Source organism: Flavobacterium algoris (genome assembly GCF_048158525.1).
In the GTDB taxonomy this organism is placed as follows: domain Bacteria; phylum Bacteroidota; class Bacteroidia; order Flavobacteriales; family Flavobacteriaceae; genus Flavobacterium; species Flavobacterium algoris.
Genome location: NZ_JBLNKT010000009.1, coordinates 14,533 through 32,258, shown reverse-complemented (window position 1 = coordinate 32,258; position 17,726 = coordinate 14,533). Strand labels below are relative to the sequence as shown.

Genomic DNA, 17,726 nt, shown 5'->3' with positions numbered 1-17,726 from the left:
AAAATTAAACCAATTTGATGAGTTGCAATTGATTTTGCAAAAAAAAGCTTCCAATACAAAAGAACCGACTAATTTTACAAACAGAAATTTAATTTATCTATACACATTTTAAAATATGGTAATTTTAAAAAAAATCTGGATTTGTTTGGTTTTACTATCAGTAAGTGCATTTGCACAAAAGGGACAAAAAACAGCTTTCCAAGTTGTACCTTTGGGAGTAAAAGGTGGTATTGACGAAAAAAACCTTTCGGCCTATTTACTGGCACCTTCAAACGCTACTGATTTTATTTGTCTTGATGCGGGAACCATACATGCAGGAATTGAAAAAGCCATAGAGAATAAAGTTTTCAAAATACCATCGGAAGTTGTTTTGAAAAAATACATAAAAGGGTATTTAATATCCCATGCACATTTAGATCATGTTTCTGGTTTAATTCTTAATTCACCTGCCGATTCTTCAAAGACGGTTTACGCAACCAATAGTTGCATGGAAATGATGAAACAACATTATTTCAACGGTCAAACCTGGGCCAATTTTGGAGACGAAGGAAATGGTTATCTCATAAAAAAATACCATTTTCAAACATTAAATCCAAAAGAAGAAACGCGGATTACGAGTACAACAATGACCGTAAAAGCATTTCCGCTAAGTCATGTAAATCCTTTTGAAAGTACCGCTTTTTTAATTAAAAACGGAGAAGCTTATGCTTTGTATTTAGGCGATACGGGTTGTGATGCTGTTGAAAAAAGCAATAAATTAAGTTTGCTATGGACTGAAATTGCTCCGCTAATTAAAAACAAGCAATTAAAAGGTATTTTTATTGAGGTTTCGTTCCCAAACGAGCAACCTGACTCTCTTTTATTTGGACATTTAACTCCTAATTATCTCCTGAAAGAGCTTCGTGCTTTAAGTGAACTTACAGGAAAAAATCCCTTGAAAGGTTTTAAAATTATCATTACCCATATGAAACCTCCTGTTGAAAATTACGCGAAAATTAAAACGCAGTTAAAAAAACAAAATGATTTAGATGTACAATTTATTTTTCCCGAACAAGGTAAACGATTTGAACTGTAAGCTAAAATTTGTTCCAATATTGATTTTATATATAATTCACACTAATCAGCCTTAGCCCCGGTAGTAGCGGCATCCTTTTGTGGCTTTCTTTAAGCCACAAAAGATAGAGCGGATGACGGGAATAGCTTCAAATAAAAAACTATTTTTGGGCTACAAACCTTGGGTCAGTTTCCATAACGGCACCACATTTTTCGCAGGTTCTCAGTGCTTCTGAATTATAAAAATGCTCGAAATGAGGCAGAAAATCTTTTTCGATATTATGCAGTTCAAAATAGACTTCGTGTAATTTATGGTTACAATTATCACAAAACCACAATAAACCATCCGTATACCCTTTCCCGGCGCGTTTTCTTTCAATCACTAACCCTATCGAACCCTCAGAACGAACCGGAGAATGCGGAACTTTGGCAGGATGAAGATACATGTCGCCAGCATGGAGTTCCATTTCCTTGCGCTCGCCATCTTCCTGAATAATCACTTTTATAGAGCCTTCCAGTTGGTAAAATAATTCTTCAGTTTCATTATAATGATAGTCTTTTCGGGCGTTTGGTCCTGCAACAATCATCACGATATAATCACCGGATTCTCTGTATAAATTTCTATTGCCAACGGGCGGTTTCAGCAGATGACGGTTTTCGTCAATCCATTTATTAAGGTTGAAAGGTTTTGCTATTGCCATATTTTCTAAATTTTAAATGTAAAGTTATGAAATTAAAAAACAGATAAAATCATTTAATCCTATAAGAAATATAAGTACCTATAAATTTTACTAATAATGTTGACAAACTACCTTTTTTCTTTGATTAAATAAATATAGACTGGAAAATGATCACTAAATCCGACCTCAGTGGCAGAATGCCGTAACGGATATCCTTTATATTGGCCGCTAGTTTGTATTAAAAACGATTTATTATAAATTCCTGCTTTCCAATACCGAAAAGAAGAATAATCTGGTTTTAACAAGGATTGTGAAACCATGATTTGGTCAAAAATATCCCAAGCATCTCTATTTGCTATAGTTCCCATTCCGTTTTTGGCCATTTCTTCGAATGGATTGTAAATTCCAAATGGTGAAACTTCGGTCTTTTTAGCTTTTGCGCCAAGCGCTACTTTTACACTTTTATTATAAGGTCCATCGTTTAAATCTCCAAGAGTAATGACTTTGGCATTTGGGTTTATTCTTTGCAGGGAATCTATGATTTTTCTGTTTAATGCGCCTGCAGCTTCCCTAAAAGGGCTAGATTTTTTCTCTCCTCCAGAACGTGATGGCCAGTGATTGACAATTATATTTATTTCTTCTCCATCCAGAAATCCGGTTACCAAGAGTTGGTCTCTTGTAAACACCCGATTGTTTTGTGTGCTTATTTGCAAAACATCATCTGTTTTTTCATCGGATTCTGTTTTTAAAATCGCTGCCGTTTTTGAATTATTTTTATAAACATACAAAGGAATATTGCTGTAAGTCGTAGGCTGAAACTGCTTTTTTTGATACAACAAAGCCACGTCTATTCCTCTTTTATCGGGCGAATCAAAATGTATGATTCCGTAATCTTTGCCAATCAATTTGGGCTGCTTGATTAAATCTTCCAAAACTTCCCTGTTCTCAATTTCGGAGCCTCCTATAAATGTAGGCGAATCTGAATTTTCGGCTGAACCAATTTCAGATAAAACCCTTGCCAAGTTTTCGAGTTTATGATGGTACTTTTTTGACGTCCATCGTTCCGCTCCTGTTGGCGTCCATTCGTCATCGTTCGTTTTAAGATCATTTATCGTATCGAAACAATTTTCGAAATTATAGAACGCAACGGTATGAATCACATAATTCTTTTGCTGCCCATTCGATTGTAACCCTGAAAAAAATAAAAATAAAAGCAGAATGAAACGGAGAATTCTCATAGGTATAATTTTTTTTTCAATCATGGATATCGTTGCTCATTGTAAAAATAGTCATTTGAAGATGCAACTTAGAATTATTTTGGAATTGTCTATCTTTGTTTTAGAAAAAGCAACAAATATGCATGCTATCCGATTTACTTTTATCAACAGAAATTTTGTATTATATAAATTCCTATTCCTTATTTTTGTTTTCCAATCTTTCAATTCTCAAGCCAACACACTAATGATTACACCACCAATTTTACAAAAAGGAGACACGATAGCCATATTGGCAACAGCCCGAAAAAACATAGACGATAACCTGAAACCCGCTATAGATTTATTGCACAGTTGGGGACTGGAAGTGGTTATTGGGAAAAGTATTGGTTTAGATGACAATCAATTGGCGGGGACGGATGAACAACGTGCCGCCGATTTTCAGGAACAATTGGACAATCCAAACATCAAAGCAATCTGGTGCGTTCGGGGTGGTTACGGTACGGTGAGAATGATTGATTTATTAGATTTTTCCAAATTTAAAGAGCATCCAAAATGGATTATTGGTTTTAGCGATGTCACCGTTTTACACAATCATCTCAATACAATGGGTTTCAAATCTATTCATGGTATTATGCCCATCAGTATTCCAAAAGCAACTCCCGAAGCGGTTGAAACGTTGCGAATCGCCATGTTTGGGGAATCGTTAAAATATACCATTGAACCAAATATAATGAACCGATTGGGTGATGCTTCGGGTGAATTGGTTGGCGGGAATTTATCCATTTTGTATAGTTTATTTGGCTCAAAATCAGCGATAGATTGCACTGATAAAATCTTGTTCATAGAAGATTTGGATGAGTATTTATATCACATTGATCGTATGATGATGAACTTAAAACGCAACGGTTGTTTAGAAAGTATTAAGGGAATTATTGTTGGTTCGATGTCAAAAATGAAAGACAATGATATTCCTTGGGGGAAAAATGCGCTAGAAATCATAGAGGATGTCACTAAAAAATACAACATTCCTGTTATTTATAATTTCCCGGCGGGACATATTCATGATAACCGAGCATTGATTTTAGGGAGCAAAGTCACGCTGCACTTAGACAAAAATTCCAGTAGCGTAGTTTTTGAGTAAAAAATTTAAAATTTGATTTTTGATTGTTGCTTAACGATTTTTGATTGCAGATATTGACGAACTGAATACTGTGACTGGATACTTTTTTTGATTTTAGATTGTTGCTTAACGATTTTTGATTGCAGATGTTGACGAACTGAATACTGTGACTGAATACTTTTTTGATTTTAGATTGTTGATTGCAGATGTTGACGAACCGAATACTGCGACTGAATACTTTTTTGATTGCAGAAGTTTAAAACTGCGACTGAACACTGAACACTTTTTTATGGCTGAACACAACGAACTGGGAAAACTTGGAGAGGAAATGGCTGTAGAATACCTGCAAAAAAACGGCTATACCATACTAGAAACGAATTGGACTTTCCAAAAAGCCGAAATTGACATTCTTGCCCAAAAAGAAAACACACTCGCTGTTGTTGAAGTAAAAACCCGCTCATCCCTAGAATTTGGTTTGCCTCAAGATTTTGTTAAACCAAAAAAAATACAGCTTTTGGTAAAAGCCGTAGATGCTTTCGTAAGTAAGAGAGATTTAGACATTGAAGTCCGTTTTGACATTATTGCCATCCATAAAGAAGGCAAATCTTTTGTAATTGAACACCTTATAGATGCTTTTTATCATTTTTAACAAAACTTTTTAATGTTATATTTGTAACAAATTGTTTTTTATCTATATTTGCAGAGATTTTTGACACTCTAGCTAAGTAAAAACTAAGTACAAACACCTAATATATTATGAAAACTGTTTCATCCATTGTAGAAAATTACATCAAAACAAAGCCTTTTCTATTAAATGCTTTATCTCTTGGAATCATTAATTTGACTTCCTTATCACGGAATATAATGACTGAATTAGAATCTGAATTTGGTAAAGAAGTAAAACAAGGAGCGGTTGTTATGTCTTTAAAAAGGCTTACGGAAGAGTTGGATTTTAGATTAAATCATAAAATTAATAAAGTAATAAAAAACATTGGAGAGATCACAGTTCGCTCTGAATTAACCGATTATACTTTTGCAGCATCTGATACTGTTTTAAACAAACAAGCTGAATTAATCACCGATTTAAATGCTTTCCCAGATATTTTTTATACCTCATCAAGGGGCGTAAATGAAACTAATATCGTGGTGAGTAATACGATAAACCATTTGGTTGACAAACATTTTGCCAACGAAAAATTGATTCAAAAACTGGACAATCTGGCTTCGATAACCGTAAAATTACCTAAAGAAAACATTGTTGTTCCTGGTATTTACTATTTTATTTTTCAACGTTTGGCTTGGGAAGGAATTATCATCAATGAAGTAATTTCGACTTCAAATGAATTCACCATTTTAGTAAGCGAAAATGAAGTAGATGTCGCTTTTAAAGTAATTAAGGATTTGAAAAATTAATAGTTCTTATTCTATATTTTAAAGCTTCCAGCCTTTTTTAGACTGGAAGCTTTTTTTATTACAAATTTTATTTTTGAATTAAACGGAATTCTGTTTTTTATTTAAACTACACTCTACTTATTTATAAATTTTTGCAAGTAAATTAAAACCCGTTTTTTACTCAAAGGAATCGATGCGAATAATATTTTTATATATTTGCTAATTAACCAGGTAATTAAGAGGCTAGAATTGAGAGTGTCTTATTATAATCCCAAAAAAATAAAGGGTATCTAAATTAATGTCAGAAACAAAAAACTATAACGAACAATTATTGGTTAGTGAACTCAAAAATCACAACGAAAAAGCATTTCGTTCCCTTTTTGATTTCTACCGCCAAGATATTTATGGCTATAGTATAAGTATTCTGAAGTCAAAAGAATTAGCCGAAGAAAATGTTCAGGAAGTGTTTTTGAAAGTTTGGTTGCATCGAGAAAACTTGAATTTAGAGCAATCCTTTAAATCCTATTTGTTCACCATTGCCAGAAATCAAGCCTTTAACTTTTTGAATAAAGCCGCCAATGATGTACTTCTAAAAGAGGAGATTTTCTACAAAAGTCAAAAATCTCATGACCAAGGTGATTATTCCATTCGAGAAGCTGATTGCAAAAGACTAAAAAAACAAGCCATTAAACAACTGCCTCCCAAACGCAAACTAATTTTCAAAATGTCGCGCAAACAAGGTAAAACCTACGAAGAAATAAGCCATGAATTAGGTATTTCTGTAAATACCGTAAAAAGCCAAATGAGCAAAGCACTGGAATCTATACGCCTTTTTTTTAAAGCTCATGATGGCATCTTATAAATAAAATTAAAAAATTAAGGCCTCAATCACTCTTTATGGGTGATTTTTTTTGGCTTTTTTTTAAAAAAAAATTTATTATAAAAGAATCAACAAATATCAGTAATAACAAGGGATTACAAGCTTTACAACTATTTGTTTAAAATTATTTTATGTTAAAATTAAAAAAATTATAACGTTTGAGTAGTAGTCAACTCCACTTCAACTGTATTATATAGTACAGGACCAAAAAACCCAATTCGAAATGAATGAAAATTCAGAAATACAAAAATTACTTCATAAATTTATTTTAAACCAATGCAATTTGGAAGAAAGTAATGAAGTTGTTGACTATTACAGACAAAACAAACTTACTACTGATTTTCCAACAGTTGAAGAAATAAAAACACTAGTAAATGAAATGCCAGAATTGGATGAAGCGACTGCAGATAAAATATTTTCTAAAATATTAATTAGCGCGAAAGAAACGGAATCAACAGCAATTGAAACCAAAAAGTTTCCATTGTTCAAATACATTTCTGTTGCAGCATCGATTATTGTTTTGTTATCTATTGGATGGTCTTATCAACACGGTTTTTTCAAACAAAAAAATGATGCAATTATAAATAGCAATGAAATCACTTTGCAATTAGCAAACGGTGATGTACAAATTATTTCAGCCGGCAAGAAATCTCAAGTAACCGACTCCGAAGGAAATGTTGTAGCTAACAATAATGGAAATAAAATCACCTACGATACTGAAACCCCTCTAGAAAAAGTAGTTTACAATACCATTAAAATCCCTTACGGAAAACGATTTGAATTGGAATTATCTGACGGAACAATTGTACATCTGAACTCAGGAACCACACTTAAATATCCGGTACGATTTATTGCTGGAGAAAATAGACAGGTTTTTCTGGACGGAGAAGCTTTTTTTGATGTGACAAAAGATAAAAAACACCCTTTTATAGTCAATGCAGATAATTTGAACATTCGTGTTTTAGGAACTCATTTTAATGTTTCCAGTTATCCTGAAGATAATTTAACCGATGTAGTTTTAGTAGAAGGTTCAGTAGGTTTATATACTGCAAATGAGAAATTTGATGCCAATAAAAATACCGTTCTAAAACCCGGATATAAAGGTAGTTTTAATAGAAAAGACAATCATATTGAAACAAAACCTGTCATTACTGATGTTTACACTTCATGGATGGAAGGGCGATTGACATTTAAAAACATGAGCTTTAACGATATAACCAAAAAACTGGAAAGACACTACAATGTTACTATTGTAAACCAAAACAAGAAATTGGCTAATGAGAAATTTTATGCCAGTTTTGGTGATGAACCAATAGAGAAAGTACTGAGTTACTTTAATGATGTTCACGGCATTAATTACACTATAAAAAACAATGAGATACTAATTAAATAACCCTTAAAAACCAATGAAAAATGACGAGTTAACTATTGAAGCATAAAAAAATCGGAAAGAGCTACGAACAATTTCCGATTGAATAAGTGATTGAACCTAACTGATTAAATACAATCTATTTACAAAATTATGAAAAAAAAACCAAAGAATAGTGGGATGCAATTCCCATTGTTCCAAAATAACCTAAAATTGAAATTAACTACACTCCTTCTTTTGGTGGCTATGTTTAATATTCGAGCCAATACTTATGCCCAAAAAACAAAAGTAAGTTTAGAATTAAACAACACAACCGTGGAAACGGTTATCGAAGCCATTGAGCAAAAAACAGATTTTCGATTTATTTATAAAATGAATGATATTGATTTAAATCGGATCATTTCTATCCGTGTAAAGGATCAAACAATTGATATCGTTTTAGATAAACTATTCAAAGGAACTGGTACGGATTTTAAAGTTCGGGATACTCAAATTATTTTAAAAAAACCTCTTATTGAAAAAACAGATGAAAAATTTTATCTAAAAAAGACCATCAAAGGGAAAGTATCTGATGAAAATGGAATGCCCCTTCCCGGTGCATCCATCATTGAAGAAAAAACAAAAAAAGGAGTTATTACTGATGCTAACGGAAATTTTGAAATAACCGTTGAAAACAGTGAAGCCATGCTTCTGATATCATATATAGGATATAAACAAAGAAGAGTTTCTGCAAATCAAGACAATAGCGTTATTCAACTTTTCCCAGAAACAACTACATTACAAGAAGTTGTATTGATTGGTTATGGATCTTCTACCAGAAAAGATGTTACAGGTGCAGTTTCTTCGATCGCTGCCAAAGACATGAATCAAGGTGCAGTTGTGAATCCATTACAATTAATTGCCGGTAAAATGGCCGGGGTAAATATTACCCAAACGGGTAGTGAGCCCGGTACGGCACCAAGTGTAAGAATTCGTGGAATATCTTCTTTAATTGGTGGAAATGATCCTTTAGTTGTTGTGGATGGTGTTCAAGGAAATATGGATTTATTAAACCAAATTCCTCCAAGTGAAATCGCCTCGATGGACATATTAAAAGATGCTTCTGCTACTGCCGTTTATGGATCTAGAGGTGCTGCTGGTGTAATTATTGTTAGTACCAAGAAAAACAAAGCAGGAAAAACATCTGTAGAATATTCCAGCTCAATGGCTATCGATTATATTCCTAAAAAACTAGACATGCTGAATGCTGATCAATGGTGGCAACAAGCGCAATTAGTTGGCGTTCCTGCCTCGGCTAATCATGGCTCAGATACGGATTGGTATGGCATTCTTACTAAAAGTGGCGCTACGCAAACGCATACGTTATCTTTTGGTGGAGGAACAGATAAATTTAGTTATAGAGCTTCTATAAGTGCTATTTTGCAAGATGGAGTTGTTATCAACACCAGTAATCAAAAATATATCGGTAGAATTCAAGCCACTCAATCGGCGATGGATGATAAATTAAAATTAACTTTCAATCTTAACAGTGGTGTTACCAATGCAACTAATAGTATTGGAAGCATCGGAAGAGCTGCATTTACATCTAATTTAATTACAAATGCTTATGTAATGCGCCCTACAGATCCTGTTTACAATACTGATGGGAGTTATTTTACAGATCCAAATATTTTTCAATACCTAAATCCTTATGCTGCAGCACAAACGGTAACTAATCAAGGACAATATGACAATTTATTTGGAAGCCTTAAAGCTGATTTAGATTTGTACAAAGGTTTAACAGCTGGTTGGTTTGGAAGTTGGAGAAAAACGAATAGTACAAATGGATATTATCTCCCTGCCGAATCGACTAATGCGTATGCAATGGACCAAAAAGGGTACGCTAACATTAGTAACAACAGACAGAATGAAAGATTAATGAATATTAGTCTTTCGTATAAAAAAGTATTTGGAGACCACAGCATCAACGCTTTGGCATTATACGAATGGCAAAACCAAACCTATCAAGGTAATTTTGCGCAAGCCAAAGGTTTTATCAATGATATTGCCACTTATAACGCCTTACAATTGGGTGATTTGTCCAGAGTACAACCAGGAGATATTAGTTCTTATAAAAACGACAGAACCTTAGTTTCGTATTTAGGACGTATAAATTATTCGTTTTTAAACCGTTATTTATTTACAGCCAGTATTAGAAGAGATGGTTCTTCAGTCTTTGGAGTAAATAATAAATGGGGAGATTTCCCTTCAGCTTCGGTGGCTTGGCAAATAGACAAAGAGCCTTTTATGGCTAATCAAAATATTTTCAGCGACTTAAAATTACGTGGAGGATATGGTGTTACAGGTAACCAGCAAGGGCTATATCCACAAAATTCTATTTCATTAGTGGGTGGATCCGGAGTAACTTATTTTGGAGGGCAACAAATTACCAATTTCAATGTGACTCAAAATGCTAATGCAGATTTACGTTGGGAAACAAAAAAACAAACCAACATCGGAGTAGATTTTGCTCTTTTAAATAACAGAATCAGAGGAACTGTTGATGTTTTTACAGCAACTACTGATAATCTTTTATTTGATTATACTGTTCCACAACCTCCATTTCCATACAATACGATAAAAGCTAACGTAGGAAGTCTATTAAATAAAGGACTGGAAGTTGCCTTAGGCTATGATTTGATAAAAACAGAAAACACAACACTTACACTTGCCGGGAATGTATCTTTATTGAGAAACAAAGTATTAAACTTAAGCGGTAGTATCAACGGAGTGCCATTAAATACTAATAATGTGTCTTGGGGACCCAGTTCATTTTTGATAGCTGGACAACCTGTTGGGACTTTCAACATCTTACATCATACCGGAAAAGACAATGCAAATTCTGAAACAGTACTTGATGTTGACAAAAATGGAATCATAGACCAAGGAAACACAAGCCCGGATCGTCTGATAAAAGGGTCTGCTTTACCAACTTATACCTATGCTTTTAACCCCACTTTCCAATATAAAAATTTAGATGTCTCTATGTTATGGAGAGGATCTGGAGGAAACAAAATATATAATGGCTTGCGATCAAGCTTGAGTTATTTAGAAAATATCGGTAAAGCAAATATTTTAGAAAGTGCCATTCCATTAGGACTATTCACTTCTAAATATGGTTCTGATTTATGGCTTGAAGATGGTTCTTTTCTACGATTAGAAAATGTAACTGTTGGCTACAATTTTCATTTTGAAAAGATCAAATACATTGAATCTGTTCGTCTTTCTCTTACCGGAAATAATTTACTGTTGATTACGCCCTATTCAGGAATTGATCCCGAATTAAATATGAGTGGTAGTAATGGCTTTGGAGGCGATAATGGTATTTATCCACGTACCCGAAGTTTTGCCTTTGGTTTGAATGTGAAATTTAAATAGTAAAAGAAAAATGAAAATCAAAAATATGTTGCTAATAGGAAGCTTAAGTTTCTTATTACTTGTTGGTTGTACCAATGTTGATGAAAAAGTATATGATAAATATACAGCAGATGACTTTTATGGGTCTGCTCAAGGGGCTGATGTTGCACTGGCAAGTGTTTACGCCCAAGTTGGCGGGAATTGGGATGGTGTAGGATATGCTGGAGCAGACAGAGGCTGGTATGACTTAAACTGCTTTAGTTCAGATGAACAAGTTATTCCTCATAGAACAACCGGTGACTGGGAATTAGATTTTGCTCGTTTATACAAACACGATTGGTTGCCAACAGATTCTTTTATAAACAACACTTGGAGATGGCTGTACAAATCTATTTTCAATGCCAATTTAGCTGTTAACCAATTAGAAAAATCAAATGCTGAACCTTCAAAAATTGCCGAAGCTAAAGTATTGAGAGCCTTTTTCTACTATTTGTTGATAGATGATTTTGGAGATGTTCCTTTCTACACGGATAATAATATAACTGTAGATCAAATTCCACAATCAAGCCGTAAGGAGGTTTATAATTTCATCGTAAAAGAGTTAACTGAAAATGTAGAAACTCTTTCGGCTACCAAAGGAGGAAACTATTACGGAAGATTCAACAAATGGGCCGGTTACACTTTATTAGCTAAAGTATATTTGAATGCCGGAGTATATACTGGTACTCCTGAATGGGAAAAATGTTTAACCGCATGTGATAAAGTGAGTGGAGGAGGATTCTCCCTTCATTCTGGTGCAGCTAATGCTTCCAGTCCAATGGGAAACAAATACTATGAATTATTTGGTGATGTACTCCCAGATGATGAAACCATATTAGCCATGTTTGTTACTGCAAATGTAGTATCCCGTAATATTTTCACAGTTCGAAGTCTAAACGGACCAGACGCCAAAAACTTGTTTGGCTATAGCGGATGGAATGGTACTATTGTGCCTAAAGATTTCTTTTCGAAATACGATGACAATGACATTCGTAAAAAACAATTCCGTTATGGAGACCAAGGCGGAGGCGTAAATTATTCTATTGATGTAGCGTCATTAGACAATCCTGGTGCTGCACCACAAGCGGGTGTTCGTAATACTAAATTTTATCCTGTTACACCTATGGATGGTGGTGGAGCATCAAATGATTTTCCTATCTATCGTTATGCTGATGTATTATTAATGAAAGCAGAATGTAATGTTAGACTAGGTAATGCCGCTGCTGCAAAACCATTCATAGATCCTGTCAGACAACGTGCCGGACTTGGAATATTAGCTGCAAATCCTACATTAGACGATGTTTATAATGAGAGAGGATTTGAGTTAAACTGGGAAGGACACAGAAGACAAGATATGATTCGTTTTGATAAATTCTTATCAGCAAATGATTTCAGAGGTGTTTCTGCTAATTATAGAAAATTGTTCCCAATCCCAACAGCGGCATTGGATGCAAACAAAGGAATAAAACAAAACCCAGGTTACTAAACATAGAACTATTATGAAAAAATATATAAACAAGTTATTCGTAATTTGCACGTTACTTTTCCTTGGTGTATCCTGTGAAAATGACGCCATACTTACCTCTCTAAAAGAAGTGAATTTTTCGGGGCCAATAGAGGCTTCGTCAAATACTATCGTAATTTCTACAGAAAACGAAAATCTATCTGTATTGACGCTATCATGGCCTGCAGTAACATTTCCTGTAAATGCACCCGTAACGTATGCTTTGGAATTTGATATCCCAGCAGATGCAGTTGGGGCTACAGCTTGGTCCAAAGCAGTTCGTGTTGAAGTTGGAGTAGATGTATTAAGCAAAGCTTTCTCAGGAAGTGATCTTAATAAAATGGCTATTAAATTAGGCCTTCCAGTTGATGTTGCAGGAAAAATAGTAGTTCGTGTAGAATCAACTTTGGACAGAAAAATACATTCAAATCCTATAGAATTAAACGTAACCCCTTTTGCTAAAAAAGTAGTGTTTGGAGCAATCTATATGCCGGGAAGTTACCAAGGATGGAATGAAAAAACTGCTGCAGAACTAAAAGCCATTGATAGCGGTATTTATCAGGGATATGTGACTTTTCCAGAAACACAAGGTTTAGGATTTAAATTCATGAATGAAAGAAGCTGGAGTCAATTTTACGGAGCTGACGCCAACGGAAATATCGTTAACGGCAGTGATACTGATTTTCAAATCGCAAAAGCGGGTTCCTACCAAATGACTGTAAATCTTAATACTGCAAAATGGAGTTCAATTCCTTATGCTTGGGGAATTGTGGGAGATGGTACGCATGCCCCAACATCAGATGATGCGAATTATGGATGGAATCACTCTGTTCCAATGAACTACGACCATGTAAATAAAGTTTGGAAAATTACAGCTAATTTACTTCCTGGAAATGTAAAATTCAGACTTAACAATGCTTGGACAATAAATTATGGCCCAAAAAATAATAACGAGGGGAAAGCATATCTGGACGATTCGGGCGCTCATTATATAAGTGAAGCCGGGATTTATGAAATAACGTTTTCTATACAAGAAAAAGATGCGACAACCGGTCTTTATCCTGCCACTGCTACATATAAAATCACAAAAATCTAATAAACAGAATACTCGTTTAACTCAAAAATGGTTTAGTTAGTTAGTTAGTTAAAAAGCATTCCTCTTTTTTGAAAAAGAAGGGGGATGCAACCATTTCTAAGTTCATAACGGTTATTATTAAAAAATCAAAAAAATGAAATTATATATCAACATCGTTTTTGTATTTATCTTTTCTTCGGTACTGGCTTCATGCAGTTCTTCCGATAATGAGTCAACCCCAGTTCCGGCTTATCCACAATATGGAACACGGTTTGAAAAAATGCCTAAAAAAGAAGATGCAGTCATTTATCAAGTAAACATTCGTGCTTTTAGTCAGGCAGGAACTCTAAAAGGAGTTCAGGAAAAACTAACTTCTATTCAAGAGCTTGGGGTTAATGTTATTTATTTAATGCCTATTTATCCTGTTGGAGTAGTTCGATCAGCAGGTGGATTAGGATCTCCATATTCTGTTAAAGATTATAAAGCTGTAAATACAGATTTTGGAACTTTGGAAGATCTACGTGTTTTGGTAGAAGAAGCCCACAAAAAAAATATGGCAGTTATATTGGACTGGGTTGCGAACCATACTTCATGGGATAACGCCTGGATTTCCGCTCACCCCGATTGGTATCAAAAAGATACTAATGGAAAAATTATTATTCCTCCCGGAACTAATTATAATGATGTCGCTCAGTTAGATTTTACTAATACTGAAATGAGAAGTGCGATGATTGATGCGATGTCTTATTGGGTTTACAGCGCAAACATAGATGGTTTCAGATGTGATTATGCTGATTTTGTCCCTGAGAATTTTTGGACAGAAGCCATTACCACGTTAAGAAAAATCAAAAAAAATCAGAACCTTTTAATGCTTGCAGAAGGAACCAAAGTAAATCAATTTACTGCTGGTTTTGATTATACTTTTGGTTTTAACTTCTTCAGTACTTTGGAAAAAGTTTTCAAAGAAAATAAATCCGCAACCACTTTACAAGATTCGAATGCTACGGAATATGCTAATAATTATAATCCTGAAAATAGAATTGTTAGGTATACAACCAATCATGATGTCAACCTTTCGGATGGTACACCGTTAGAGTTATTTGGTGGAAAAAAAGGTTCTATTGCAGCATTTGTAGTTGCCGCATACATGAATTCAGTACCTATGATTTATAACGGACAGGAAATAGGATACAATAAAAGAATTGATTATTTTAATCGTACCCCTATTGACTGGAGTCCTGCCGATTTAGATATGCTAGCCGAATATAAGAAAATCATTGCTTTCAGAAATTCTAGCGATGCGCTAAAAAAAGGGACTTACAAAGGATATAGCAGTGATGCTGTAAGTGCATTCACTATGGAAACCGCTGCTGAAAAAGTCTTTGTGCTATCAAACTTAACTAACGCAACAGTCAATTATACGATTCCTGTTTCATTATCTAAAATGGTTTGGAAAGATGGATTTACCGGTGTTGCAATAACAGCAACTACTCAAATAAGTTTGTTGCCATTTGAATATAAAGTATTGAAAAACTAATGCTGAAAATTAATTTTAGGTAACATTCGTTAGCCAAAACACTATTCTATTTATTGCCGCAAAATACAAAGACACAAAAGATTTATCATATCACTTTCTTGCTTTTAAGTAATTTGATAGTTTATTTAAATTTTTAAAATACTTCGAACCTATGGGTCTTTGTGCTTTTGCGTCAATTTATTAAGGATGGACTAACGTCCATTCCTAAAAAAACGGTCCTAATCTAAATTAAACCAGAATAGCATCCTTTATTAATTAATTAAAAAATAAAAAACATGAACTTTAGACTTAAAAAAATACGTCTTCATGCGTTATTTCTATTCGTTTGTGCAAGTCCGTTATGGATGCTCGCACAAGAAATCAATTCGCCTAACAAGAACCTTGTTCTAAAATTTGAATTAAGAGAAAACGGAGTACCTTCTTACCAATTGACCTACAAGGGAAAACCGGTTATCAAATCCAGTACTTTAGGAGTAGAAACCAAAGATGTAGCATCCTTCATTGATGGATTTTCTATTACAAACACAACCCAAACAGCTGTTGATGTTAATTGGGATCCCGTTATGGGCGAACAAAAAACGATTCGTAATAATTACAACGAACTGCTAGTTACTTTGGCGCAAGTCAAAAACAACAACCGCTACATCCGAATTCGGTTTCGTTTATTCAACGATGGATTGGGTTTTAGATATGAATTTCCAAAACAAAATGATTTGAATTATTTTGTAATCAAAGAAGAACATACCGAATTTCAATTGGCAGGAGATCATAAAATTTTCTGGATTCCGGGAGATTATGACACAAATGAATATGCTTATACCACATCCAAGATTTCGGAGATTCCTTCCTTGATGAAAAAAGCTACCGTTGAAATCAATTCACAATGGCCAATAAAAAATTTAGCCGTACAAACCCCATCGATGATGAAATCTTCAGATGGTTTATACATCAATATTCACGAAGCAGCATTGATTAATTACCCCGCCATGTCTTTAAACGTGGATGCGACGACTTTCAAAATGAGCAGTCATCTTACTCCGGACGCTGTCGGGAATAAAGGATACATACAAACCGATGCACAAACACCTTGGAGAACGATTGTGGTAAGTGATAAGGCCACTGATATTTTGGCTTCAAAACTAATCTTAAACCTCAACGAACCTACACGTTACAAAGATGTTTCTTGGATAAAACCAGTAAAATACATCGGAATTTGGTGGGAATATTTCGTGGCCGGAAAAAGCACTTGGGCATACGGAAAAGAAAATAATGTAAAACTAGGTCAGGATTTTACTAAGCTTACGCCAAATGGAAAACACGGAGCGACAACGGAACATGCCAAAGAATACATTGATTTTGCAGCAAAAAATGGTTTTGACGCTATCCTTATCGAAGGTTGGAATGTAGGTTGGGAAGATTGGATTAACAATTGGAAAGAAGAAGTATTTGATTTCACAACTGCTTATCCTGATTTTGATGTAAAAGCAGTACATGAATACGCTACCGCAAAAGGCGTAAAGATTATAATGCACCACGAAACTTCTGGAGCTGCAACAAACTACGAACGTCGTTTGGACCGTGCTTTTGAGTTTATGAATGCCAATGGATATGATGCTGTAAAAACGGGTTATGTAGGTAAGATTATTCCTCGTGGTGAACACCATGACGGACAATGGATGGTCAATCATTACATACACGTAGCGGAGCGCGCTGCCGATTATAAAATCATGATTGACAGCCACGAAGCGGTACGTCCTACGGGATTAAACCGTACCTATCCAAACTGGGTTGCACAAGAATCAGCCCGAGGAACAGAGTTTGAAGCCATGGGAGGATTAGCTCCCGAACACACCACTATTTTACCATTTACCCGCTTAATGGGCGGACCAATGGATTATACACCCGGTATTTTTCAAACTGATCTTACCTATTACAAAACTGGTGGAAACCAACGTGTCAATACAACTTTGGTAAAACAACTAGCCTATTATGTGACGATGTACAGCCCGTTGCAAATGGCAGCTGATATTCCGGAGAACTACAATCGTTTTCCAGATACTTTTCAGTTTATAAAAGATGTTGCAGTAGACTGGGACAATAGCTATATCCTGGAAGCTGAGCCGGGAGATTACATCACTATTGCCCGTAAAGCAAAAGGTAAAAACGAATGGTTCGTGGGTGGTATAACTGATGAAAACGCAAGAACGGCAACTATTGCTTTTGATTATCTTCCAAAAGGTAAAAAATACATCGCAACAGTTTATTCGGATGCTAAAGACGCCAGTTGGAACGAAAAACCACAAAATTATACGATTCAAAAAATCATAGTGACTTCAAAAAGTGTTTTGAAACAATCCATCGCTCCTGGCGGTGGCGTTGCAATAAGCATCAAAGAAGGAACTGCAACTGACATGAAAGGTTTGGGTAAGTTATAAAACTATTTATTGCATAAAAAAGGGCTTGG

At 34.8% G+C, this 17,726-nt stretch carries 13 protein-coding genes; 11 read left to right on the top strand and 2 right to left on the bottom strand.

The genetic code is table 11. The features are described 5' to 3' along the window. Window positions 1-115: 115 nt before the first annotated feature. Window positions 116-1,075, top strand: a complete 960-nt coding sequence (locus tag ACM55I_RS06900; protein ID WP_416846027.1) for an MBL fold metallo-hydrolase — start codon at window positions 116-118, stop codon at window positions 1,073-1,075. A gap of 139 nt (window positions 1,076-1,214) precedes the next feature. Here the strand turns inward: ACM55I_RS06900 and ACM55I_RS06895 are convergent, their stop codons facing one another. Then, window positions 1,215-1,754 carry a 3-hydroxyanthranilate 3,4-dioxygenase gene (locus ACM55I_RS06895; RefSeq protein ID WP_416846026.1) on the bottom strand — a complete coding sequence of 180 codons (540 nt, stop codon included), beginning with the start codon at window positions 1,752-1,754 and terminating at the stop codon, window positions 1,215-1,217. Between the two features lie 107 nt (window positions 1,755-1,861). Further along, a complete protein-coding gene (locus ACM55I_RS06890) occupies window positions 1,862-2,971 on the bottom strand; it encodes an endonuclease/exonuclease/phosphatase family protein (protein WP_416846025.1) in 1,110 nt (369 codons plus the stop codon). A 118-nt stretch (window positions 2,972-3,089) separates the two neighbouring features. Here ACM55I_RS06890 and ACM55I_RS06885 point away from each other — a divergent pair, with 118 nt between their 5' ends. The 10 genes from ACM55I_RS06885 (at window position 3,090) to ACM55I_RS06840 (ending at window position 17,697) form a co-directional block, all read left to right on the top strand. After that, window positions 3,090-4,091 carry a S66 peptidase family protein gene (locus ACM55I_RS06885; protein WP_416846116.1) on the top strand — a complete coding sequence of 334 codons (1,002 nt, stop codon included), beginning with the start codon at window positions 3,090-3,092 and terminating at the stop codon, window positions 4,089-4,091. A 268-nt stretch (window positions 4,092-4,359) separates the two neighbouring features. Next, the gene (locus tag ACM55I_RS06880) at window positions 4,360-4,719 is read left to right on the top strand and encodes a YraN family protein (protein ID WP_416846115.1); all 360 of its coding nucleotides are present in this window, start codon (window positions 4,360-4,362) and stop codon (window positions 4,717-4,719) included. A gap of 107 nt (window positions 4,720-4,826) precedes the next feature. After that, window positions 4,827-5,483 (top strand): aspartate kinase, encoded by a 657-nt coding sequence (locus ACM55I_RS06875; protein ID WP_035669162.1) that lies wholly within the window; start codon window positions 4,827-4,829, stop codon window positions 5,481-5,483. Between the two features lie 277 nt (window positions 5,484-5,760). Further along, window positions 5,761-6,324 (top strand): RNA polymerase sigma factor, encoded by a 564-nt coding sequence (locus ACM55I_RS06870; protein WP_416846023.1) that lies wholly within the window; start codon window positions 5,761-5,763, stop codon window positions 6,322-6,324. Window positions 6,325-6,565: 241 nt separating this feature from the next. Further along, window positions 6,566-7,735: a FecR family protein gene (locus ACM55I_RS06865; protein WP_416846022.1), complete on the top strand. Its 1,170-nt coding sequence runs from the start codon at window positions 6,566-6,568 to the stop codon at window positions 7,733-7,735. Window positions 7,736-7,864: 129 nt separating this feature from the next. Continuing rightward, window positions 7,865-11,128, top strand: a complete 3,264-nt coding sequence (locus ACM55I_RS06860) for a TonB-dependent receptor (protein ID WP_416846020.1) — start codon at window positions 7,865-7,867, stop codon at window positions 11,126-11,128. 10 nt (window positions 11,129-11,138) lie between these two features. Further along, a complete protein-coding gene (locus ACM55I_RS06855; protein ID WP_416846019.1) occupies window positions 11,139-12,632 on the top strand; it encodes a RagB/SusD family nutrient uptake outer membrane protein in 1,494 nt (497 codons plus the stop codon). 13 nt (window positions 12,633-12,645) lie between these two features. Beyond that, on the top strand, window positions 12,646-13,746 hold the full coding sequence (locus tag ACM55I_RS06850) for a SusE domain-containing protein (protein ID WP_416846017.1): 1,101 nt from the start codon (window positions 12,646-12,648) through the stop codon (window positions 13,744-13,746). A 133-nt stretch (window positions 13,747-13,879) separates the two neighbouring features. Then, window positions 13,880-15,262 carry an alpha-amylase family glycosyl hydrolase gene (locus ACM55I_RS06845; protein WP_416846016.1) on the top strand — a complete coding sequence of 461 codons (1,383 nt, stop codon included), beginning with the start codon at window positions 13,880-13,882 and terminating at the stop codon, window positions 15,260-15,262. Between the two features lie 275 nt (window positions 15,263-15,537). Continuing rightward, window positions 15,538-17,697 (top strand): glycoside hydrolase family 97 protein, encoded by a 2,160-nt coding sequence (locus tag ACM55I_RS06840; RefSeq protein ID WP_416846015.1) that lies wholly within the window; start codon window positions 15,538-15,540, stop codon window positions 17,695-17,697. Window positions 17,698-17,726: the final 29 nt, after the last annotated feature.